This is a genomic window from Winslowiella toletana, from assembly GCF_017875465.1.
In the GTDB taxonomy this organism is placed as follows: Bacteria; Pseudomonadota; Gammaproteobacteria; order Enterobacterales; family Enterobacteriaceae; genus Erwinia; species Erwinia toletana.
In genome coordinates this window covers 2,069,145-2,088,823 of record NZ_JAGGMQ010000001.1, presented here as the reverse complement: position 1 = coordinate 2,088,823, position 19,679 = coordinate 2,069,145, and the positions used below count along the sequence as shown (strand labels likewise).

General features: G+C 51.3%; 23 protein-coding genes and 2 pseudogenes. 10 read left to right on the top strand and 15 right to left on the bottom strand.

Features of this window, described 5'->3' with window-relative positions:
- Window position 1 precedes the first annotated feature (1 nt).
- Window positions 2-352: a hypothetical protein gene (locus tag J2125_RS09815; protein ID WP_017799539.1), complete on the top strand. Its 351-nt coding sequence runs from the start codon at window positions 2-4 to the stop codon at window positions 350-352.
- 55 nt (window positions 353-407) lie between these two features.
- On the opposite strand, the gene J2125_RS09810 is transcribed toward J2125_RS09815, so the two are convergent.
- Window positions 408-695: a SymE family type I addiction module toxin gene (locus J2125_RS09810; RefSeq protein ID WP_420883166.1), complete on the bottom strand. Its 288-nt coding sequence runs from the start codon at window positions 693-695 to the stop codon at window positions 408-410.
- A 175-nt stretch (window positions 696-870) separates the two neighbouring features.
- On the opposite strand from J2125_RS09810, the pseudogene J2125_RS25270 reads away from it, so the two are divergent.
- The 4 genes and pseudogenes from J2125_RS25270 to J2125_RS09795 all read left to right on the top strand — a co-directional run.
- Window positions 871-1,359: pseudogene (locus J2125_RS25270) on the top strand (RHS repeat-associated core domain-containing protein); the annotation flags it as partial.
- Window positions 1,359-1,787: a hypothetical protein gene (locus J2125_RS09805; protein ID WP_017799537.1), complete on the top strand. Its 429-nt coding sequence runs from the start codon at window positions 1,359-1,361 to the stop codon at window positions 1,785-1,787. The pseudogene J2125_RS25270 and the gene J2125_RS09805, both read left to right, overlap by 1 nt.
- A 298-nt stretch (window positions 1,788-2,085) precedes the next feature.
- A pseudogene (locus J2125_RS24965) lies at window positions 2,086-2,211 on the top strand (RHS repeat-associated core domain-containing protein); the annotation flags it as partial.
- A gap of 362 nt (window positions 2,212-2,573) precedes the next feature.
- The gene (locus J2125_RS09795) at window positions 2,574-2,819 is read left to right on the top strand and encodes a hypothetical protein (protein WP_017799536.1); all 246 of its coding nucleotides are present in this window, start codon (window positions 2,574-2,576) and stop codon (window positions 2,817-2,819) included.
- A gap of 67 nt (window positions 2,820-2,886) precedes the next feature.
- Here J2125_RS09795 and J2125_RS09790 read toward each other — a convergent pair whose 3' ends face one another.
- Both J2125_RS09790 and J2125_RS09785 read right to left on the bottom strand, forming a co-directional pair.
- Window positions 2,887-3,189, bottom strand: coding sequence for a SymE family type I addiction module toxin (locus J2125_RS09790; protein ID WP_017799535.1), 303 nt, complete (start codon window positions 3,187-3,189; stop codon window positions 2,887-2,889).
- Window positions 3,190-3,262: 73 nt separating this feature from the next.
- Window positions 3,263-3,628: a helix-turn-helix domain-containing protein gene (locus J2125_RS09785; protein WP_017799534.1), complete on the bottom strand. Its 366-nt coding sequence runs from the start codon at window positions 3,626-3,628 to the stop codon at window positions 3,263-3,265.
- A gap of 598 nt (window positions 3,629-4,226) precedes the next feature.
- Between J2125_RS09785 and J2125_RS09780 the strand changes: the two genes are divergently transcribed.
- A complete protein-coding gene (locus tag J2125_RS09780; protein WP_017799533.1) occupies window positions 4,227-4,535 on the top strand; it encodes a type II toxin-antitoxin system RelE/ParE family toxin in 309 nt (102 codons plus the stop codon).
- Window positions 4,532-4,816 (top strand): helix-turn-helix domain-containing protein, encoded by a 285-nt coding sequence (locus tag J2125_RS09775; RefSeq protein WP_017799532.1) that lies wholly within the window; start codon window positions 4,532-4,534, stop codon window positions 4,814-4,816. The genes J2125_RS09780 and J2125_RS09775 overlap by 4 nt, the downstream gene beginning before the upstream one ends.
- 39 nt (window positions 4,817-4,855) lie before the next feature.
- Here J2125_RS09775 and J2125_RS09770 read toward each other — a convergent pair whose 3' ends face one another.
- Both J2125_RS09770 and J2125_RS09765 read right to left on the bottom strand, forming a co-directional pair.
- Window positions 4,856-5,812 (bottom strand): aliphatic sulfonate ABC transporter substrate-binding protein, encoded by a 957-nt coding sequence (locus J2125_RS09770; RefSeq protein ID WP_017799531.1) that lies wholly within the window; start codon window positions 5,810-5,812, stop codon window positions 4,856-4,858.
- A 236-nt stretch (window positions 5,813-6,048) separates the two neighbouring features.
- Window positions 6,049-6,318 (bottom strand): CopG family ribbon-helix-helix protein, encoded by a 270-nt coding sequence (locus tag J2125_RS09765; protein ID WP_017799530.1) that lies wholly within the window; start codon window positions 6,316-6,318, stop codon window positions 6,049-6,051.
- Between the two features lie 267 nt (window positions 6,319-6,585).
- On the opposite strand from J2125_RS09765, the gene J2125_RS09760 reads away from it, so the two are divergent.
- Entirely contained in the window at window positions 6,586-6,903 is a 318-nt protein-coding gene (locus J2125_RS09760; protein WP_017799529.1) for an ADP-ribosylglycohydrolase family protein, read from the top strand.
- Between the two features lie 110 nt (window positions 6,904-7,013).
- On the opposite strand, the gene J2125_RS09755 is transcribed toward J2125_RS09760, so the two are convergent.
- Together J2125_RS09755 and J2125_RS09750 are read right to left on the bottom strand one after the other, a co-directional pair.
- The gene (locus J2125_RS09755; protein ID WP_017799528.1) at window positions 7,014-7,409 is read right to left on the bottom strand and encodes a type II TA system antitoxin MqsA family protein; all 396 of its coding nucleotides are present in this window, start codon (window positions 7,407-7,409) and stop codon (window positions 7,014-7,016) included.
- A gap of 1 nt (window position 7,410) precedes the next feature.
- On the bottom strand, window positions 7,411-7,707 hold the full coding sequence (locus J2125_RS09750) for a type II toxin-antitoxin system MqsR family toxin (RefSeq protein WP_017799527.1): 297 nt from the start codon (window positions 7,705-7,707) through the stop codon (window positions 7,411-7,413).
- 234 nt (window positions 7,708-7,941) lie between these two features.
- Here J2125_RS09750 and J2125_RS09745 point away from each other — a divergent pair, with 234 nt between their 5' ends.
- The gene (locus J2125_RS09745; protein ID WP_017799526.1) at window positions 7,942-8,379 is read left to right on the top strand and encodes a hypothetical protein; all 438 of its coding nucleotides are present in this window, start codon (window positions 7,942-7,944) and stop codon (window positions 8,377-8,379) included.
- 7 nt (window positions 8,380-8,386) lie between these two features.
- Here J2125_RS09745 and ddlA read toward each other — a convergent pair whose 3' ends face one another.
- The 7 genes from ddlA to J2125_RS09710 all read right to left on the bottom strand — a co-directional run bounded on the left by ddlA (window position 8,387) and on the right by J2125_RS09710 (window position 17,779).
- A complete protein-coding gene (gene ddlA / locus J2125_RS09740) occupies window positions 8,387-9,484 on the bottom strand; it encodes a D-alanine--D-alanine ligase (RefSeq protein WP_026111491.1) in 1,098 nt (365 codons plus the stop codon).
- A gap of 258 nt (window positions 9,485-9,742) precedes the next feature.
- Window positions 9,743-10,759, bottom strand: a complete 1,017-nt coding sequence (ahr, locus tag J2125_RS09735; protein WP_017799524.1) for an NADPH-dependent aldehyde reductase Ahr — start codon at window positions 10,757-10,759, stop codon at window positions 9,743-9,745.
- Window positions 10,760-10,885: 126 nt separating this feature from the next.
- Window positions 10,886-12,058, bottom strand: coding sequence for a Gfo/Idh/MocA family protein (locus tag J2125_RS09730; protein ID WP_017799523.1), 1,173 nt, complete (start codon window positions 12,056-12,058; stop codon window positions 10,886-10,888).
- A gap of 13 nt (window positions 12,059-12,071) precedes the next feature.
- The gene (locus tag J2125_RS09725) at window positions 12,072-12,995 is read right to left on the bottom strand and encodes a TIM barrel protein (protein ID WP_017799522.1); all 924 of its coding nucleotides are present in this window, start codon (window positions 12,993-12,995) and stop codon (window positions 12,072-12,074) included.
- A gap of 209 nt (window positions 12,996-13,204) precedes the next feature.
- Window positions 13,205-14,236, bottom strand: a complete 1,032-nt coding sequence (locus J2125_RS09720; RefSeq protein ID WP_017799521.1) for a LacI family DNA-binding transcriptional regulator — start codon at window positions 14,234-14,236, stop codon at window positions 13,205-13,207.
- A gap of 117 nt (window positions 14,237-14,353) precedes the next feature.
- The gene (proP, locus tag J2125_RS09715) at window positions 14,354-15,859 is read right to left on the bottom strand and encodes a glycine betaine/L-proline transporter ProP (protein WP_026111490.1); all 1,506 of its coding nucleotides are present in this window, start codon (window positions 15,857-15,859) and stop codon (window positions 14,354-14,356) included.
- Between the two features lie 333 nt (window positions 15,860-16,192).
- Complete coding sequence (locus J2125_RS09710; protein WP_100229606.1) at window positions 16,193-17,779, bottom strand: EAL domain-containing protein; 1,587 nt, start codon at window positions 17,777-17,779, stop codon at window positions 16,193-16,195.
- 230 nt (window positions 17,780-18,009) lie between these two features.
- On the opposite strand from J2125_RS09710, the gene J2125_RS09705 reads away from it, so the two are divergent.
- Window positions 18,010-18,339 (top strand): DHCW motif cupin fold protein, encoded by a 330-nt coding sequence (locus J2125_RS09705; RefSeq protein ID WP_017799518.1) that lies wholly within the window; start codon window positions 18,010-18,012, stop codon window positions 18,337-18,339.
- 126 nt (window positions 18,340-18,465) lie between these two features.
- Here J2125_RS09705 and J2125_RS09700 read toward each other — a convergent pair whose 3' ends face one another.
- Window positions 18,466-19,512, bottom strand: a complete 1,047-nt coding sequence (locus tag J2125_RS09700) for an AI-2E family transporter (RefSeq protein ID WP_017799517.1) — start codon at window positions 19,510-19,512, stop codon at window positions 18,466-18,468.
- Between the last annotated feature and the right edge of the window lie 167 nt (window positions 19,513-19,679).

The following is a 19,679-nucleotide window of genomic DNA, read 5'->3' as shown; positions in this document are numbered from 1 at the left end:
TATGAATCTTGATGAACAAGTGGTTAATGCTATCTTCAAAGAATTATTTGACGATAACTCAGTACGTTACAAGCAGTCTCTAAGCAAGCCAGTAAATAATGATACTGATGTTTATGCTAAAGCAAGAAATGCTCTGGCTAATTTAAGTCCGGCAGAAAGAGATAACGTATTAAAATTTATAGATGTCGCAATCGCTGATAGCGCTTCTATAATATTAGGTACTCTGGACGGTTCTCATTATCCTGATAATATTGATGGTGATTTTGTCGTGACCTATAAAGATGATGAAATACAGGGAAGTCTACAAGATCTATTTATAGAGAAAGTCGAAGATAAAGGTATATATAATTAAAATAAGCCGGAAGCGATCCCTGTGATCCTTCCGGCTTTTTATTTTTAGCCGTCCGTCAGGCCAGGGCCGCCCTCATCCGCTGAAGGGCGTGATCCAGCTCACTGCGCTGTGCCTTCAGCTGCTGCTCCAGTTCCCTCAGCGGCTTCTCTTCCGGATCGTCGGGGATCAGCACCAGACAGCGATCCATTACCTTCAGACTGACGCCCGTCCCGACATCAAACCCCGCCTCTCTCAGCCACTTACCCGCAATGTTCAGCTGCGGCGTGCTGCGGTCGCCGCATCCCACAATACAGCGGCGTACCGTTTTGGAAATCCCTTCCCCTGACTTACAATCGTGTTTAATGGTGACGCAGGTAGGTAAGGCCACGGCGGAGCGGTAGCGTGCGCGGGGCAAAAGTGCGCGTCGGAATCTTCGTGTTAACTGCATGTTACAATCCGCAAGAGCCGCCTCTTAAAAGCCAGTTTTGTCAGTAAGTTAAGTCGACTAAAAAATACGATGGCACCAGGTTCATCCCGATGATCCGATAGGGCTGGCTGGCGGGTTGAATTTGTACCGGTATGCGCCTAATGGGCTGGGCTGGGTGGATCCGCTGGGGCTAAGTACGTTAGCATTACCACCCCCATCAGGTTTAGATCCATGGGGACCTGGGGCTATATTGGAATCTTATGTTGTGCCTAAAGGAGGAATAACTGTACAAATGGCTATGTCTCCAGGACAAACTAACCCGGGAGGATGGGCAACCTTGGATCACATCCCAAATGTCGATTATGTAAGGGAGAAGCTGGCTGTAATACCAGAGTTCAAACCTAAGATTTCACATGTTCAAGAATTCCATATTCCTGAAGGTGTGAGAGTTCAAATTGGTCCTGTGGGCCCTCAAACTTCAGGTGGAAAATTTTACTTGGGCGGGGGTAGCCAAATTCAGATATTAAATTACTCTGATAGAGCTAAGTTGATACCTGTGGGTAAACCTAGAAAAATTCGTGCCCGGAGGTGTGGCTCATAATGAAAAGTATAACAAACTACAAAAAATTATATAATAAAGATGGTTACGATAGGGTTAAAAATCCTCTTGGGTTAAGCGTGTTTGAGTTGTTGCCTGATGGATTATTATGGGAATATAATTCAAAAAAATATGAAAAGAAAAATTCTGATAAAATAATTTCTGTCCTTACGAAAGATGGAGGAACCATAGCTATGGTTGAAGCACCATTTGATAGGGAAAGAAATAGAGCGCTAATTATAAATCCTGATAAATCTGTTAAGTGGGATGTCACTGCGCTACTAAAAAACGCAATTGATTATGACATTTTCTCTGATGTTTATTATATCGATGATTTGTTATTTTTTTTCTATAATAAAAACGGAAGAGATTTTAGATTTTCATTTGATATAACTACCGGTAACGTAGGGAAAATATATGAAAGCTACTGAAAAAAGGATTAACTGGGATATTGTAGAATTTATACTTACTTCAAGTGGCAAATAATATTACGAAAAATTAGTCACAAGTTGAGTTAGTTGAATTACTGCCAAAAATTATGAACCAGTATCAATTTGGCGTGTGAACTCAATTATGTACCGAATGTGCTGGTATAGATGGGCCCACCCGTGTTAGCCGTTCAGTATCTTCAGGCCTATGCCTGTTCCAATCTCAAATCCTAATATCAGGAACTAGTTAACTATGAATTACGATGCCAAAAAAAGGGGGGATTATAATCGTAATTGATAGTACGATCCTGAAGACGGAAGGTTTAACCAGCCTGATCCGATAGGGTTAATGGGTGGAACAAACCTCTATGCATATGCACCTAATCCACTGAACTGGATCGATCCGCTGGGACTGAGTAGATGTTCACCTGATGTAGAAACTCCATATGGGCCTGCAAGTCAGTCGACTGCACCAGAAGCATTAGCAGCAAGAGCGCAAATTGAAAATGGCGCTACATTATATCGTGTAGGCACTACCGGTCGCAGTGAAACAGTCGGCGCTCAGTTTTGGGCTTTGGAACATCCTCATTCACCGGGTTATGCAAACCGGTACGGAATCCCTCAAGAAAACGTGGACAGAAGTAATTTCTTAATGACTGCGCGTTTAAAACCTGGTTCAGATTTTGTGACAAGGCCAGCGCCTGGTATTGGTGATAATTTAGGGGGTGGGATCGAAGCAGTGGTTCCGCCAGATGCTGTTCACATTGAGACATTTAGCCTGTTCTAATTATGCAAAACGATATTTATTCTCGCTCAAGGAAGTTAGCCGCCGCATTAGAAAACGAGTCTATCAATAATGCAGCTTTGGCTCAGGAAATCACAGATGCTATTGATTACAGTGCTACATCTGGTGAAATCCTTATGAAATTAAAGTTCCATATCAATAAAATATTATCGGATACAGGTAAATATAGTAGTGAGCTAGTTAAATTAGCTTTGGATATCAAAAACGATATTGTGAAATTAATTGGCTAATATTTTTACTTAGTTAAAGCCGGAAGCGATCCCAAGATCCTTCCGGCTTTTTATTTTTAGCCGCCCGTCAGGCCAGCGCCGCCCCTATCCGCTGAAGGGCGTGATCCAGTTCGCTGCGCTGCGCCTTCAGCTGCTTCTCCAGTTCCCTCAGAGGCTTCTCTTCCGGATCGTCGGGGATCAGCACCAGGCAGCGATCCATCACCTTCAGGCTGACGCCCGTCCCGACGTCAAACCCCGCCTCTCTCAGCCACTTACCCGCAATGTTAACCTGCGGCGTGCTGCGGTCGCCGCCCTTTGGGCGATATCCCACAATACAGCGGCGTTCCGCTTTGGAAATCCCTTCCCCTGACTTACAATCGTGATCAGCCATGATCAACTCCTGCTTAGTTGCCCGTGGTGAGCGGTGGCAGAGGGTTGCAGCCCTTTACCACCGCGCTAAAAAACTACTCCTGCGGCCCGGCGATCATCGCGCCCAGCATCTCCGCAATCATCTTCTGCCGTGCCTTCGGCAGTGCATCGATCCCTTCCATATACTGCTGCCACTTCGGTGACGGACCGCGTCTGTTCACCGGCCTGCGGACTTCGCCGCCAAATAACTCTTCCAGTGAGATCGAAAAGATCTTCGCCACCTCGGGCAGCGATGACACCTTGATACGCCTGCGTCCTGCTTCCCATGCCTGCACCGTCTGCTGCGAAACGTTCAGTCTCTCCGCCAGTTCGGCCTGTGTTATGCCGTGTGCCTTGCGCAACCGGGTAAAACGCTCACCGAGTGCAATGAAGAAATCACGCTCTTCGTCGCTGATAGCCATAGCTGTTGTTCTTCCTGAATGTAATAACACAGCCATAACTTACCTCATCTTTTACCACGATATGTTGTAAATACTACATTATGTGGTATGGTGAGGTCGAGTTATTTTTATACAAACCCTATTGTTAGGTTTTTGAGGATATGAGTTATGGCACGGATAGCCGAAACGGAGTTGCAACACCTGAATGCCGTAGTCTATTTAGTCGCCATTGCGCGACCGCAGGGCGGCATCTGATGGACGGTACAGTACCAATGCTGAATAGCTCTCAATACCCTAAATTGAAGTACTATATGAATAAGTTATTTTAATCTGAACCCTATTGACAGGTTTTTGAGTATACCGATTTATGGTTCACATCCCGGAAGCAGAGTTACTGCACCAGAAAGCTGACGTTTCGTTGCGCGTTTGGAAGGCCGGATCACTGAAATAGCGTTAGACGATGAGCACAAGGCTGGTTTTTGTGCGCCGGCCAGTCAGCAGTTTGTTCTGTATTAACAGGTAGTTTTATCTTAAAGATGAATTTCACTATTTAGTGAAATTTTCTTTTTGCGTAAATATTAATCTGGATATATATTAAACTCATTGAAATGGAGACAACATGTACACAGTAACGGCGCATGGACTTGCCGCGAAGGAACTGGAAGAATTACCGGATCGCCTGCGTGGTCAAATGTTCCGGTTGATTGAGCGGCTTGAAACGGAAGGACAACTTAAGATGCCCTATAGCAGGGTGATCGGCGCGGGCCTTTTTGAACTTAGAGTAGGAGGCGCGGATATAGCGCGTACGTTGTACTGCTATGCTCAAGGGCAACATGTCTACCTTCTTCACGCTTTTGTGAAGAAAACGCAAACAACCCCCGCAAAAGCGATAAGGCTGGCGCGGCAACGTCTGGAGGATTTCCAATGAAACCGGTAAGCATAAAAGAACTACGCAGCCGTATGCTTAACACTGAAGAGGCCCGCCAGGCATATGCAGAAGCAGACAGAGAACTGGAGATGCTGGCTACCCTGCACGAAATGCGGGAGCATGCCAGCCTGAACAAGGTGGAGCTTGCGCGTCGTCTGGAAATTTCACCTGGCGCGCTGACAAGACTGGAAAAAAATCCGCTCGGGGCCAGCATGAAGACGCTTGAGCGTTACGCCAGCGCCTGTGGTGCTTCCATTAGCCTCAACGTAAAGTACAAATAACCGGTTACGCCGGAACCGGAGTTCCGGCTCTGATAACCTCTACTGCCCCCCCGGCTCCCAGGTTGCCACATCCTGCGCATCAATACGCTTTGGCAGCAGCTTCGCATCAAAAAATGCATCCGCAATCTTCTGCTGTTCCGCCAGGTCGCTTTTTTTCACCGGCTCAATTTGATAGCTGCGGTGCGAATTGGCCTGCTCAACGGTTGCTACCGGCAGCTTACCCCATAGCGGCGACAAAATTTTGGCGGCATCGGCCGGGTTGGCTTTTAGCCACGCAGCTTCTCTGTTTAACGCGTTATATACCGTGTTGAGTATCTGCGGATGCGCTTTGGCAAAAGGTGTTGATACCAGATAATAACGCTGGTAGCTCGCCAGGCCATTGCCGCTTGCCAGCACGCGCGTGTGCTTTGCTACTGTCGAACTGGTGACAAAGGGTTCCCAGGTGACCCAGGCCGCTACACTGCCATTTTCCAGCGCTGCGCGACCGTCTGCGGGCGTCAGCCACGCGGGCGTGATATCGCTGAAGTTCAGTCCGGCCTTTTTCAGCGCGGCAATTAACAGATAATGACTACCCGCCGCTTTGGTGACGGCGATTTTTTTCCCTTTCAAATCTTGTAGCGTTTTGATCGGCGAATCGGCTGGAACCAGAATAGCCTGCGCATCAGGCGACGGGGTTTCACGCGCGTAGTAAGTCAGATTGGCGCCTGCCGCCTGGGCAAATACCGGCACGGTGTCAGCGACGTCAGCCGAGAGGTCAACGTTATTCAGATTGAGCGCTTCCAGTAGCGGCAAGCCGCTGGAGAATTCGTGCCAGCTCACCTCTACACCCTGGGCCGCCAGGGCCTTGTCCAGATCGCCACGCTGCTTGATTAGCGTCAGCAGTGTGGAAGATTTCTGGTAGCCGATGCGTAAGGCTTCATCTGCGGCGTGAGTCGGTAAAGATATGAGGGCTGTAAGCAACAGCGTACTGCCCAGTAATAAGCGAAACGGTTTCATGGGCGTTCCTGTTGAGTGGATTATCTGGTGATAATAAAAGCACAGCAGAAACCCGCTAAACGCCATTTTCTTCGAAGCTTTGCCGGGAAGAGGGAAAGGATGATTGCCTGCTGTTGATCAATCTGTTTCACACATGACGGATGTGGGCTGACAGATCGCATTACGGTGAATCTGGGCGTGTGGCGGACAAATCAGGCGGCTGTCCCGGTTGGCTAACTGCGTCCATAGTATTTCCATTACTTACCAGCCAGTTTCTTCGTTGCTTGTTCGCGCCACGCAACTGCTGATGCTTCGACAGATTCACCAGAGAGAACTTCGCCACGGTTCGCCTGGGCAATCCCGGCCTGTACCTGTTCCCGGAACCATGCATCATGCTGGCGCTGAATAGTTTCACGCATAAGGTCGCGGATAAGCTGAGAGCCATTGCGGTCCATCGCTTTTGCCGCTTCCAGAAAAGCAGCCTTCAGTTCGGCATCGATTCGTAAATTCAGGGTTGCCAGTGTCATATGTTACCTCGTCGTTACGGTGTAGGTACGTAGCTGGTGAAATCGTGAATGTATAATCCATGATGATGATCGTGGTTGATCTCTTCCCGTGGATATTTCCGGCGACATACTAACTTTTAATATACCTTTAGAGGTTTCAACTGTGCTTTGACAGCACAGCTGCTCGGCCTTAGCCTGAGGCCTGCAAAACACGAAGGAAATCTGACTATGATATCGTTCAAGAAAAAAGATTATTAGGCATAGCAGATAATGATAAAGAAGGATTTTATGATTGATTATCAACCCTGGCTTACCGGCGATGCCCCAGTTCCTGAGTGGCTTGCGCCAACCCAACCCGTGGCGGATATCGACACGCTGGAAGCGGCGATGTGGTCTGTCTGGCATACGGATAATTTCCGCGACGCCATTCTGCTGGCGGCCAATCTTGCCGATGATGCCGACAGCGTAGCGGCAACCGCCGGGCAGATAGCGGGCGCTCTGTATGGTTATGCCGGTATACCGCAGGAGTGGCGGGATAAGTTGGTGGATGAAAAACGCATTGCTGATATGGCTGAAGAACTTTATAAGCGCGCACCGCAAATATAACAACTATTGAATAAAAGTCAGCCGGGAGTGATCGCGACGATCCTCCCGGCTTTTACTTTTAGCCACATCAGACAATATGCCCCAAACTTCAGCCCAGACTTGAAACATAATTAAATACGAATTTCTGTTAACAATTCTGGGTGCTTATCAAGTATACGAAGCAATTTTACGGTTGAAGGATGCGGCTGAGATTTGCCATTTTCATATCGCGAAAATGCATTTACACCACCACCAAACACCTCGCCTGCCTCCTGTTGGGTCAGAGCAAGCTTTTTACGCACCTGAGCAATAAATCCAGGTTCAATGGTCTGAGATATGATCTCAGCTTTAAATTTTTTAACCTTCGCCATAAATACCGCAGACTCTTCAGGATCCATAAGCACTTCACCGCAAGCCGGGCAGTAATCGCCCTTTGCTTCGATTTGGATTTTGTGACCCCGGAAGACATAGGGGACATCTCTGATCCCTGACTCAAGTTCTGCCCCGCCACAAACTGGACATTTCATATTACTTCTCCTTGAATGAGACGATCACAACCCCATGGCTGATCGTGAGTTTTAGATAGACATTACCGCAGGACAATCTCGGACGATATACGTCTTGCCAGATAGTATGATCCTTATAGCTGGTCATACTTTTGTAGAAATCACTGATTTTCAGACCAGCGATAACATCACACATATCCTTAAAATTAAGACCCAGATCATCGGCTCCTAAAAGCGCTGTATGGGTTGCCTTAACCTTTCCGGCAGCTACCAGCGCCTGAACAACATGCAGCCGGGTATGCGGAGTTTTCTTTTCCATTTGCATTCCTTTGCATTATCCCAATGAACTAATTATAACCTTTTAGGTTATTTTTTCGCAATTAAAAAACCTAAAAGGTTAATTGTCCACGATGATGTTGCTGAACCACTGTGAGTGATAGCACTTCATTTTTCCTCACCCCGCCTGGTTATAACTCACTATTTTCGCTACAGTAGCTGCTGTGCTGCACCCATACCCCAACTTCCCAACCGCCGCACCAAAGAGATCCCAGCGATGAATGAAGTAGAGTTTTCTATTCAGTCCGACAAGGTCACCTTATTGTGGCAACAGCCGCCACAGCGGGTTGAACTGGCTGGCGGTTATACCGCAGTAGCTGACGGTTTGCTAAAGGGCGGCAAGGTCACCGCCTGGGATGTGGAGATGATGATTTACCGTATTGAGGAGATTATCGAATCTGACCATGCAGTGCAGCCGATCAGGGGCGATGCTTTTTGTCGGGATCCGCTGCTTAAGCAGGTAAGTGACAGCTATCTGGCGGGTGCCCGCGTGCTCTATCCGCCGGTGATTGAGCAGGCATTCAATCAATTCGCCGATCAGCTCTCTTATTCCGCTATCGCTATTGATGCGGAAAGCATCCCTGCTCTGGCTGGTTTTATCTTTATCCGCGAGATGGTCCATCACCTCGATATCCGCCAGATTACCCTGTTATAAATAACTCTCAGGTAATCGAGCTCTTTAGTCCGCTATTTTGCTGATGGCGCTCGACCGCCAGCTCAATCAGCCGGGTAATCAGATCGCTGTAACTCAGCCCGCTGGCCTGCCACAGCTTGGGATACATACTGATATTGGTAAACCCGGGCAGGGTATTCACTTCATTGACAATCACCTGACCGTCATCCGTCAGAAACACATCGACCCGCGCCATACCGCTGCACTCCAGCGCGCTAAATGCCTGCAACGCCACCTGGCGAATGGCTTCGCTGGCCGCCGCCGCAATCTGCGCGGGCACCACAATGGTTGCGCCATTGGCATCGATATATTTGGTCTGATAGGAGTAGAAACTGTCGCTCAGCACCACTTCGCCGCACAGGCTGGCTTGCGGAGCATCGTTACCAAGCACCGCACACTCAATTTCTCTGCCGGCGATGGCCTGTTCAATCAGCACTTTATTATCGAAATCAAACGCCAGCGTCAGCGCCTGTTCAAACTCGGCGGCGCTGGTGACTTTGCTGACGCCCACCGAGGAACCCTGATTGGCGGGTTTAATAAACACCGGCAGGCCAAGTTGTTCGGTGACAGTGGCAAAGTTAAGCTGCGCGCGTTGGGATTTTTTCAGGCTGATAAACGGCGCGACTTGCAGTCCGGCATCACGCAGCAGGCGCTTGGTAACATCTTTATCCATGCTGACGGCGGACCCCAGCACATCGGAACCAACAAATGGCAGGTTCGCCATCCGCAGCATCCCCTGTAGCGAACCGTCCTCACCGAGCGTGCCATGCACTATCGGGAAAATCACATCCACCTGCGACAACTGCTGCGCACTGGCCGATTCAATCAGCTGGTGCTGCTGCTGGCCGGGGATCAGCGCGATACTTCTGCCGGACTGATTTAATGCAATTAACGCCGGGTTTTCGGCATTAAGTAAGAAATTGGACGATTCGTTAAGATGCCACTCTCCCTGCTTATCGATGCCGATCAGCGATACGTCGAAACGGCTCTTATCTATGGCCTCAAGGATATTTTTAGCCGACTGAAGTGATACTTCATGCTCGGCAGATTTGCCGCCAAACACGATCCCCACATGTAATTTCGCCATAGTTTGCTGTCCGTTCAATGAGATAACCTGGGATACCATAATCCTGCCACGTTATGATGAAAAGCAGAACCCTGTCATTTTTGGCCGTGCCAGTACGCTGCTCTTATCCAGCAGAAAAGGTCGCAGATAGCCGACGGTATAAATACTGTAGCTGTTGCTGAAGGGGGGAGCGCTTAAAGGTACGGAGGACAGGCCAGGGGGAACGTGTTCGGGCAGAGAAGAGATATGCGACCACTGGCCGCATATCATGCTACTTACTTAGAAATCAGCTTTCAGCACCACACGGTAATTCGCTTTACCGGCGCGGACGTGATCCAGCGCATCATTGATTTTCGACATCGGGAAAAACTCGACCTGCGGCGCGATATCGGCACGCGATGCCAGTCTCAGCAGCGAACGCAGCTGACCCGGAGAACCGGTTGAAGAGCCGGTCACGGCTTTATCGCCCATAATCAGGTCAAAAGCACCTACCTGGAATGGTTTCATCACGGCACCAACGGTATGGAATTTACCTTTTGGCGCCAGCGCATCGAAGTACGGTTTCCAGTCGAGATCGACAGCAACGGTGCTGAGAATCAGGTCAAAGCGGCCAGCCTGCTTTTTCAGCTCTTCTGCATCGCGGCTGTTAACCACTTCATCTGCGCCCATATCCAGAATCGACTGCTTTTTAGCTGGCGTAGAACTGAACGCCACCACTTCCGCACCCATAGCGCGCAGCAGTTTGATGGCGATATGGCCCAGACCGCCAATACCGATCACACCCACGCGGCTGGTGGCGGTGATATTGCTCATCAGCAGCGGTTTAAATACGGTAATACCACCACACAGCAGTGGGCCAGCGCTGGCTGCGTCCAGTTTTTCCGGCAGCGGGATCACCCATTGCCAGTCGGCGCGCAGTTTTTCGGCGAAACCGCCGTGATTCAGAATGGTTGGCGTGCTGCCCTGCTGGCAGTTTACCTGCTCACCGTTGATACAGGCATCACAGTGCTGACAGCTTTTCGCCGTCCAGCCGATACCAACACGTTGTCCGATGGACAGACCTTTACTTTTAGCGGCTTCACCCAGCGCGGAAACGCGGCCAATCACTTCATGGCCAGCAATGGTTGGATAGCTGGAAATACCCCATTCGTTGTCGATCATCGACAGGTCAGAGTGGCACACGCCGCAATATTCGACCTCAACTTCAACTTCCTCTGCACTCAGCGTGGCTGCATCATATTCGTACAGTTCCAGAGCCTGACCGGCTGCCATTGCTGCATAACTTTTAATTTTCACACTTCACCTCAGATTCAGTTTTTCGGTCCAGCGCAGAGTGTAGCTGCTTGAGATGAAGATTAGTTATCAGAAGTGGTGCAAATTATGTGTGCGGACGACAAAACGCCGCCCGCCGGCAATAACAAACTAACGAAATTCCACCCAGCTGGCGCCGCTGTCGGCGGAGCGCACGCAGTTCTCAACCCAGCGTACGCCCATCAGACCGGCATGGACGTCGGGATACCAGAAATTCTCCAGCAGCTTTGCGTCACCGCGGTCAGTGGCATCCATCGCGATGGCGAAGCGGCGATACAGATTCGACCAGGCTTCAAACAGACCTTCCGGGTGTCCGCCGCCAATGCGATCCTCTTCCAGCGCGCGCGGGTGAAGATAAGACATTCCACGCTCCAGAATGCGCACCGGCTCGCCCTGAATTTCGTAGCGCAGCTGGTTCGGTTGCTCATCCCACCATTCGATGCTGGCTTTCGAGCCAATTACCCGCACCTTCTGCCCATGCATCGAACCGCAGTTCACCGCCGAACACCACATCGAGCCAACGGCGCCATTGTCATACTCCATCAGCACATAGGCGTTATCTTCCAGCGGCGCGCGGCTTTTCACAAAGCTCTGACGTGAGCACATCAGGCGTTTGATATTCAGCTCCGGCACCATGGTTTCGGCGATAAACAGCGGATGGGTCGCCAGATCGCCAAGTACATAACTTGGTCCGACAAAACGCGGGTCGACGCGCCATTTGGTGCTCGGATTATCCAGTTCGACCGCTTCGGCATGGAAGCCGTGCGAGAACGACATATTGATAATACGAATATCACCCAGCAACCCTTCGGCAATCATTTCGCGCGCCTGATGAATCAGCTGATGCCCGGCATAGCCGTAGGTCACGCCAATGACCTTGCGCTGACGGGCGCAGAGATCTTCGAGGATCTGCGCTTCTTCGGTGTTAAAGCAGAGTGGCTTTTCACATACCACATGCAGGCCCGCTTCCAGCGCGGCGCGACAGATCTCAAAATGGGTGTTGTTCGGTGTGGCGATCGATACTGCTTCAATACCGTCTGCGCGGCTGGCTTCTTCGGCAAAGAACGTCTGATAATCGGGGTAGCAGCGCTGTTCGTCGACGCCGAGTGAGCGACCAAACTCTTTACCGCGTTGCGCATCAATATCAAAAGCGCCCGCCACCAGGCTGAACGTGCCATCACGCTGTGCGGATGAGCGATGAATATAGCCAATCTGGCTGGTGCCGCCGCCGCCAACCATGCCCCAGCGCAGCGATCTGTCGAGTGGTTTAATGCCGTTAATCATGATGTTCTCCTGGTCAGAATCCGACGGAATGCAGGTAGTTAAGGCTGGCAGTAACGTCGCGCAGACTGGTTGCCACGTTACGTGGATCACGCTCCTGTTCGATGGTGATCCAGCCCTGGTAGGCACGCTCGCTCAGTAAGGCGCGCACGGCAGGATAATCAATGGCGCCTTCACCCAGCGGGCACATCACCCCTTCGGCGCAGGCGGTAAAGAAATCCAGCTCCTGCTGTACCGCTTTCTCAAACACCTGATGATTCACATCCTTAAAATGCAGGTAATCAATGCGCGAGAAATAGTGGTCGAGTGAGGCGACCGGATCCATGCCGGCATAGTAAAGATGGCCGGTATCAAGGCAGAGTCCGGCGATCTGGTGTGGAATATCCGCCACCAGTTTTTCCAGCTCGTCGGCGAACTCAATGCAGCCACCAGCGTGCGGATGGATCACCGGGCGCACGCCATACTCCTGCTGCGCAATTTTGCTGATGGTGGTGATATGTTTCATCATGCGCTGCCAGTCGGCATCGCTCAGGCGCGGCGCCTTGTCATACTGACCGGCCAGTCGCGCGCGCTCGGCATTACCGAAATCGATAATCACCAGATAAGGGGCGGGCGCATTGTCACCGCTGGTTTTTGCGGCGGTCGGTACGGCTGACAGGGTGCGGCAGATGTTATGGGTCAGCGTGACGATATTGTCGAAGTTCGCCTCACTGACCAGATCGTCAAAAATAGTGCCAGCCACCAGCGACAGCTGATACTGGTTCAGCGCCGCCGTCAGCTGTTGGCTGTCAGTCGGCAAAAAACTCCACGGACCCAACTCAATACTGCGGTAGCCAGCCTGTGACGCCTCTTTCAGTACTTTTTCCCATGGTGGCAAAAATGGGTTTTTCGGGTCATCGACTCCCCAGCTACAGGGGGCGTTAGCGATATGAATGGTCATGGCATCTCCGGCATTTCAGGATAAGGTATTGCCGCAGTATTAAATAAATGTTCCAAAACCATCAATGATGGAATGTTTGTTTTTTGATGGTGATCATATTATTTATGATAGATTTAAATGATATAAAACTATCATTCAGTGGCGAATTCAGCCGCAAAACGCGAGAGGAAGCAGGGGAAGGATGCTGTAAGGCTCACAGCATCAGGCAGTTAGCAGTTTTCCGGCGTCAGCAGTTCGAAGGGGCAGGTGAGATTGATAAAGCCGCCAGCAGGCTCAAATAAACTCTGACGAAAAGCCTTGATGACGGCAGCGGAGAGTTCCGGCAGCCGATGATTGATCAGCAAATCGATATCGCCGTTGATCAGCGCCAGATGATCGTGCTGAAAAGGGCCATGGCAGACCATGGTGATTGCCTGTTGTCTGCCGCTCTCCTTTATCGCCGCCACCACCCCTTCAATACCGCCACAGGGCGCATAAATTACCGTCAGGTCGGCATGCTGCTGCAACAATTGCTGTGTCGCCTGATAGCCGCACGCAATATCTTCCCGGCTTCTGATCGGTTCCAGCACCTGGTATTGCGTGCCACGTTCACGCAGCCACGAGCGGAAACTGATTTCACAGGTTTCCTGACACAGAAACTGATTATCGCCGATGATAATGCCAATTTTGCCAACATTACTGCCCATCTTCGTCACTGCCCAGGCGGCGGTTCTGCCTGCTTTACGGTTATCCAGGCCGATATAACCGTGATGCCCGCAGGGCGACAAATCCGACAGCAGGGCGAAGACTTTGACCCCTTTGCGCGTCACTTCCTCCACTGCGTGACGGATCAAAGCATTGTCCAGCGCCACCAGACCGATAACCTCGACGCGCGTCGCCAGATCGCGGATTTGCTGCGCCATCTCTTCAATCGCATTAATCGCATGAAAGCAGAATTCCGGTGGACAATCATCATCATGCCAGGGGGCAGCATGCTGGCGCAGTTGCTCACACAAGCGGGCATAGAAGGAGTAGTCGCCGGGCAGCAGGATAAAGCCCATTTTGATCTTCACGCCGGTTTTGATGACGGTGGCAGCAGCAGAATTGCCCTGCGGAAAGCGATAGCCGAGGCGTTGCGCGGTCGCCAGCACCTTGTTTTCTGTCTCCTGACGCACAGGCGCACGACGGTTAAGCACTCTGTCGACGGTAGCGACGCCAACGCCAGCTTCGCGGGCAATATCCTTGATGGTGCTGTTTTTCATGGGCGGCCAGGGTTGCAATCTGTTTGACAGAAAGTTATCACCAGCGGGGAGTGGTGGAAAGTGCCGGCAGGGGATTTCAATAAAAAGTCCCCTCAGTAGCCTGAGGGGACGCGGGAATTACTCGTTAATATTCGGATGCTGGTTGATCAGGTGCTTACGCTTCGCTTCCAGCTCGGCAATTTCATCACTGATATCTTCGATTTTTTGTTCGATATTATCGTGATGCTCCTGCAGAATTTCCTTCGCTTCGGCCAGATCCGATGCCGCCGGGGTGGCGCCACGTAACGGCTTGTTTGCGGTCTCTTTCATCATAATACCGGTAATCAGACCAATCACCGCCACCACCATCAGGTAGTATGCTGGCATATAAAGATCGCCGGTAGTTTCCACCAACCAGGCGGTCAGCGTTGGCGTCAGACCGGCAACCAGCACCGAGATATTAAAGGCGCTGGCCAGCGCGCTGTAGCGAATATGGGTCGGGAACATCGCTGGCAGGCTGGAAGCCATTACGCCGGTGAAGGCGTTGAGGATCACCGCCAGAATCAGTAAACCGGCGAAGATCAGGCCGATAACATCACTGTTGATCATCATAAAGCACGGAATGGCGAAGGCCAGCAGCGCGATACTACCGATAATCACAAATGGCCGGCGGCCAAAGCGGTCGCTTAGCAGACCCATCACTGGCTGCACAAACAGCATACCGATCATAATCGCGATGATAATCAATACACCGTGATCTTCAGAGTAGTGCAGGTTGTGTGACAGATAGCTTGGCATATAGGTCAGCAGCATGTAGTAGGTCACGTTGGTGGAGATCACCAGACCGATACACGCCAGCAAACCTCTCCAGTGCTTAGTGGCAATCTCTTTAAACGAGACTTTCGGACCATCACGCAGACCTTCGCGGTCACCCTGCTCCAGCTTATCCACATGCTGCTGGAACGCTGGCGTCTCTTCCAGCGCATGGCGCAGGTAGAGGCCAATCATGCCGAGTGGCAGCGCGAGGAAGAACGGAATACGCCAGCCCCAGTCGAGGAACTTCTCTTCACCAATAATCGCGGAGATCAGCACCACAATCCCGGCGCCGAGCACGAAACCGGCAATCGAACCGAAGTCCAGCCAGCTGCCCATAAAGCCGCGCTTACGGTCCGGCGAGTATTCCGCCACAAAGATTGAAGCACCGGTATATTCACCACCGACCGAGAAGCCCTGCGCCATTTTCGCCAGCAGCAGCAGTATCGGCGCCCAGATGCCAATGCTGGCATAGGAAGGTATCAGGCCGATAGCAAAGGTACTGATCGACATAATAATGATGGTGATGGAGAGAATTTTCTGGCGACCGTATTTATCGCCCAGTGCGCCAAAGAACAGGCCGCCCAGCGGGCGAATCAGGAAGGGGACGGAAAAAGTACCAAGTGCGGCGATCATCTGTAAACCAGGATCGGCGCCGGGGAAGAAAACTTTACCGAGGGCGTAGGCGACAAAGCCGTAGACGCCGAAATCGAACCACTCCATGGCATTGCCGAGTGACGCTGCCGTGATAGCCTTACGTAATCTTGCGTCATCGATGATGGTGACATCATCTAACTCAATTGGTTTTACACGCTTCCTACGTAGCTTCATATAAATGCCCTGTATTTACCCAAAAGTGATAATTCTCACTGATCCGTACGTACTGTCTGTCCGGGCCAGGATAAAATTTTGCTGGCTATACGTTAGCCATAAATGACAACAACTGGCAGAAACCATTTTCTACAGAAAACGGCCCTCTGCAGGATTACAGTATATCGTCTGTACGGCCATATATGTAATTTTCGGTCAGTTTATATCGGTCCGTGCCAGACAAAACTATACTCAGCTGCTGGCCTGACAGAGGAAAAATGCGCCCTGCCAGCAGAATGTAGGGTAAAAATAAATTGTGCTGTGGATTTTCCGTATGCGGATTATTTGTCCAATTTATGGGTTATTTACCAGCAACTCAGCGGGCTGGCGACCGTCGTTTTGCAACCACGCGCTGAATGCCTCATTGTTCATCGGCCTGGCGTACAGATAGCCCTGAATAAATCTCACACCGTGATTTTCCAGATAAGTAAATTGCATCGCCGTTTCCACCCCTTCACCGAGAATTGTCAGCTCCAGTTTATGGCTGAGATTAATAATCGCGTCCAGTACCGGGGTTTCACCGTCAACCGATTCAATCGCGTTAACAAAGCCACGGTCGATTTTCAGATAATCAAGCTCAAAAGTTTGCAGATAAGAGAGGGAGCAGTTGCCGGTGCCGAAATCATCAATGGCAATTTCAACCCCTTCGCGGCGCAGCATGGCCAGCTTGTTGACGACCTCTTCACCATCGCTGATCAGGCTGCGTTCCGTCAGTTCGAGAATAATCACCAGCGATTTATCGGCGACGCGGGCGATAAACCGGCGGATATCATCGACAAAACAGGGATCCTGCAGATGTTCAGCGGCCACGTTAATCCCCAGATGGAAACCTGGCGGCACTTCCCAGCTGGCGACATCGCTGGCAATCATCTCCAGCAGGTGCTGCGTCAGCGGAATAATCATCCCTTCCGCTTCGGCGGCGGCGATAAACACATCGGGGCGCACCCATTCGCCATCGGCACGCTGCCAGCGCAATAACGCCTCGGCGCCGCCACAGGTGGCCAGTGAAACGTCATATACCGGCTGGTAATTGACGGAAAATTCGCGCTTCGCCATCGCCCGGCGCATCTCTTCCTGATAAGACATCCTGCGTTTCAGCCAGTTACTGGCTAAGGCCATACAGAGCAGCGAGAGGATCGCCGCCATTGGCAGGAAGGTGAGGAATACCTGGCGCCAGGCTTTCACCGCTTCTGATTCCGGGGAGGTGACACTGACGTTGATCGGGTAACGCGGCGAGCTGGCAAGGTACACCTCGTTGTCGAACAGCGGATTATGATCCGCTCTGACATAGCCGCTGGCGATGCGAAAGCCGTTATTAAACTGTACGGTGATCTGATAATCGCGTGGTTCGCCGAGGGCGCGCATAAAGTCGAGCAGATACTGACCGTCAACCAGCGCAAAGGCGCCATCGCCCTCAGGCTGACGGCGGAAAAACAGTACTGCCGGGCGAGTCGGCACGCCTGCGGTGCCCGCGACCGACAGGGTTATCTCCGGGTCTAATGGCTGTGAGGGCGGCAGGCGCAGCATAGTATTAATGGTACCGGGATTAAGACCATAGGCGGAGGAGCAGAGGACTTCATTATCCTGGGTTAAGCCGACGGAGCGAAAGTAGGCGGCGATGGAGCCGAGGCGCTGAATATCCTTACCCACCGCGTTGCAGGTCTGATGATCATACCTCTGCAACTGCGCTACCATCTCCCAGGCGCGGTCGCTGATGTTTTCCGCCTGGTTTAACACCGCCATCGCCGTGCTGACCTGCTGGCGCTTCTCCATTTGCTGTGCTTCGACAAAGGTAAAAAAGATGCCCAGCAGCAGTGGCAACAGGCCCGCCGCCAGCATTAATAGCCAGCCGTGTTCACCTCTCTTGCTTATTGATGCCACCACGCGGTACTCCTTTGTGCGCCAGACGATGCCTGACTACCTGCATAATCAAGAATAACATGGTCAGTAAATCTGCTGATTATATTTATATCACCCTTAATTACGCCATAATCGTACGGACAGAAATGTCTTTTAAGCGGTTTTTTGCGTAAATTGACTTAAGTCTGCCAAAAACTGACTTTTTGACCAGCGGGTCGCTTTTCACAGATAGTCATTCCAGGAGAAAAAAGATGAAACTCAGCAATATTCCTTTTGGCACCACGGCGTGGTCTGCGATTGCGCCAACCGAACACAAAGGAGAAAAAGGCGTCGCCCTGTGGAGAACCCAGCATTTCGGCGATATCCGCGTCAGAATGGTTGAGTATAGTGCGGGCTACTTTGCTGACCACTGGTGTTCGAAAGGTCATATTCTGCTGTGTCTTGACGGTGAACTGCATACTGAGCTGGAGGATGGACGGGTATTTACTCTGCAGGCGGGGATGAGTTATCAGGTTGCCGATCAGGCTGAAGCGCATCGCTCGTGGACCGATGCAGGCGCGAAGCTGTTTATTGTTGACTGATATTGGCTCGGGCGGCGAAAACGCCGTCATTACGTATTGTGCATATTATTGACACGGGCGGCGAGAACGCCGCCCCTACGGATTATCACCGATTTTTGTAGGGGCGGCGTTTTCGCCGCCCGTAAGCTAACGCGCTTTTTTGCCCGGTCGGCCATCACCCAGCAGGATCGCCAGTTTGCTGCCGCCCGGGGTCGTTTCCATCAGAATCTTACAGACGCTGGTCAGCGGCACCGACAGTAACATACCTACCGGCCCCAGCAGCCAGCCCCAGAATATCAACGAAAGAAACACCACCAGCGTCGACATCCCCAGACCGCGGCCCATTACACGTGGCTCCAGAATATTGCCAAACACCATATGGATAGCGGTAAACAGGCCCGCCACCAGCGCGGCGTCATACACGCTGTTCAGCACCAGCGCCTGCAACAGTGGCGGGATACCCGCGATAATCGGCCCGATATTGGGAATAAAATTAAGCACAAAGGCCACCACACCCCACAACAGGGCGAATTTTACTCCCAGCAGCAGTAAGCAGAGCCAGACGGCGATGCCGGTTACCAGGCTAATCAATGTTTTCAGCGCCAGATAGTGGGTAACGCCTTTTAACGCCTTGTGCATTCCGGCAATGCGAATTTGTGGATTCACCAGTGCGTTGCGCAGTTTGTAGGGCAGATGGCGCACCTCAAACAGCATAAACACCACCGTCAGGATCAACAGCACAAAGTTAGTCATCGCGCCGGAGAACTGGGTTAATACCGTGGTCGCCATATTCATCAGCGCGTTGGGATCCAGCCGTTCAGCCAGTGACTCGGTGGAAATATTGATATGTATCGTCGCCGCCAGGTGCTGCACCACCTCCAGTTTCTTCTCCAGCGTGGCGCGTATTTGCGGATAGAGATCGCTGAATTCATTGACGGAGCTGGCAATCATCACTACCAGCAGGGTAATCACCACCAGAATCACCACAATCACCAGTGTAATCGCCACTGTGCGGCGCAGACCGCGGCGCATCAGCAGGGTTACCAGTGGATTCAGTACGATGGCGAGAAAACAGGCCAGTAAAAAGGGAACGATTATCTCTGCTGCTGCACGGATGCCGGCAAGGATGACAACCAGCATTGCCATTTTCAGCAACATATTCTGGCCAATTTTTTCCTGCTGTGGTGCGGTCATGGGGTCTCCCGAAGTGGTTAGCATGACAAGTGTAGCCGCTGTGGGGGTAACGTCCTGATTTTCAGAGTAATGGAAGTGGGGCAGGCGAGTCATCGCCCATTTGTATGACCAAAACCGCGGAAAAACGCGTATAGTTATTCTTCAGCACCATCAGTCACCCGAACGCG

What these genes read in the sequence shown, in the direction of transcription:
- J2125_RS09815 (WP_017799539.1), top strand. Translation starts at nt 2, where the DNA reads ATGAATCTTGATGAACAAGTGGTTAATGCTATCTTCAAAGAATTATTT.
- J2125_RS09805 (WP_017799537.1), top strand. Translation starts at nt 1,359, where the DNA reads ATGAAAAGTATAACAAACTACAAAAAATTATATAATAAAGATGGTTAC.
- J2125_RS09795 (WP_017799536.1), top strand. Translation starts at nt 2,574, where the DNA reads ATGCAAAACGATATTTATTCTCGCTCAAGGAAGTTAGCCGCCGCATTA.
- J2125_RS09790 (WP_017799535.1), bottom strand. Translation starts at nt 3,189, where the DNA reads ATGGCTGATCACGATTGTAAGTCAGGGGAAGGGATTTCCAAAGCGGAA.
- J2125_RS09785 (WP_017799534.1), bottom strand. Translation starts at nt 3,628, where the DNA reads ATGGCTATCAGCGACGAAGAGCGTGATTTCTTCATTGCACTCGGTGAG.
- J2125_RS09780 (WP_017799533.1), top strand. Translation starts at nt 4,227, where the DNA reads ATGTACACAGTAACGGCGCATGGACTTGCCGCGAAGGAACTGGAAGAA.
- J2125_RS09775 (WP_017799532.1), top strand. Translation starts at nt 4,532, where the DNA reads ATGAAACCGGTAAGCATAAAAGAACTACGCAGCCGTATGCTTAACACT.
- J2125_RS09770 (WP_017799531.1), bottom strand. Translation starts at nt 5,812, where the DNA reads ATGAAACCGTTTCGCTTATTACTGGGCAGTACGCTGTTGCTTACAGCC.
- J2125_RS09765 (WP_017799530.1), bottom strand. Translation starts at nt 6,318, where the DNA reads ATGACACTGGCAACCCTGAATTTACGAATCGATGCCGAACTGAAGGCT.
- J2125_RS09760 (WP_017799529.1), top strand. Translation starts at nt 6,586, where the DNA reads ATGATTGATTATCAACCCTGGCTTACCGGCGATGCCCCAGTTCCTGAG.
- J2125_RS09755 (WP_017799528.1), bottom strand. Translation starts at nt 7,409, where the DNA reads ATGAAATGTCCAGTTTGTGGCGGGGCAGAACTTGAGTCAGGGATCAGA.
- J2125_RS09750 (WP_017799527.1), bottom strand. Translation starts at nt 7,707, where the DNA reads ATGGAAAAGAAAACTCCGCATACCCGGCTGCATGTTGTTCAGGCGCTG.
- J2125_RS09745 (WP_017799526.1), top strand. Translation starts at nt 7,942, where the DNA reads ATGAATGAAGTAGAGTTTTCTATTCAGTCCGACAAGGTCACCTTATTG.
- ddlA (WP_026111491.1), bottom strand. Translation starts at nt 9,484, where the DNA reads ATGGCGAAATTACATGTGGGGATCGTGTTTGGCGGCAAATCTGCCGAG.
- J2125_RS09730 (WP_017799523.1), bottom strand. Translation starts at nt 12,058, where the DNA reads ATGATTAACGGCATTAAACCACTCGACAGATCGCTGCGCTGGGGCATG.
- J2125_RS09725 (WP_017799522.1), bottom strand. Translation starts at nt 12,995, where the DNA reads ATGACCATTCATATCGCTAACGCCCCCTGTAGCTGGGGAGTCGATGAC.
- J2125_RS09720 (WP_017799521.1), bottom strand. Translation starts at nt 14,236, where the DNA reads ATGAAAAACAGCACCATCAAGGATATTGCCCGCGAAGCTGGCGTTGGC.
- proP (WP_026111490.1), bottom strand. Translation starts at nt 15,859, where the DNA reads ATGAAGCTACGTAGGAAGCGTGTAAAACCAATTGAGTTAGATGATGTC.
- J2125_RS09705 (WP_017799518.1), top strand. Translation starts at nt 18,010, where the DNA reads ATGAAACTCAGCAATATTCCTTTTGGCACCACGGCGTGGTCTGCGATT.
- J2125_RS09700 (WP_017799517.1), bottom strand. Translation starts at nt 19,512, where the DNA reads ATGACCGCACCACAGCAGGAAAAAATTGGCCAGAATATGTTGCTGAAA.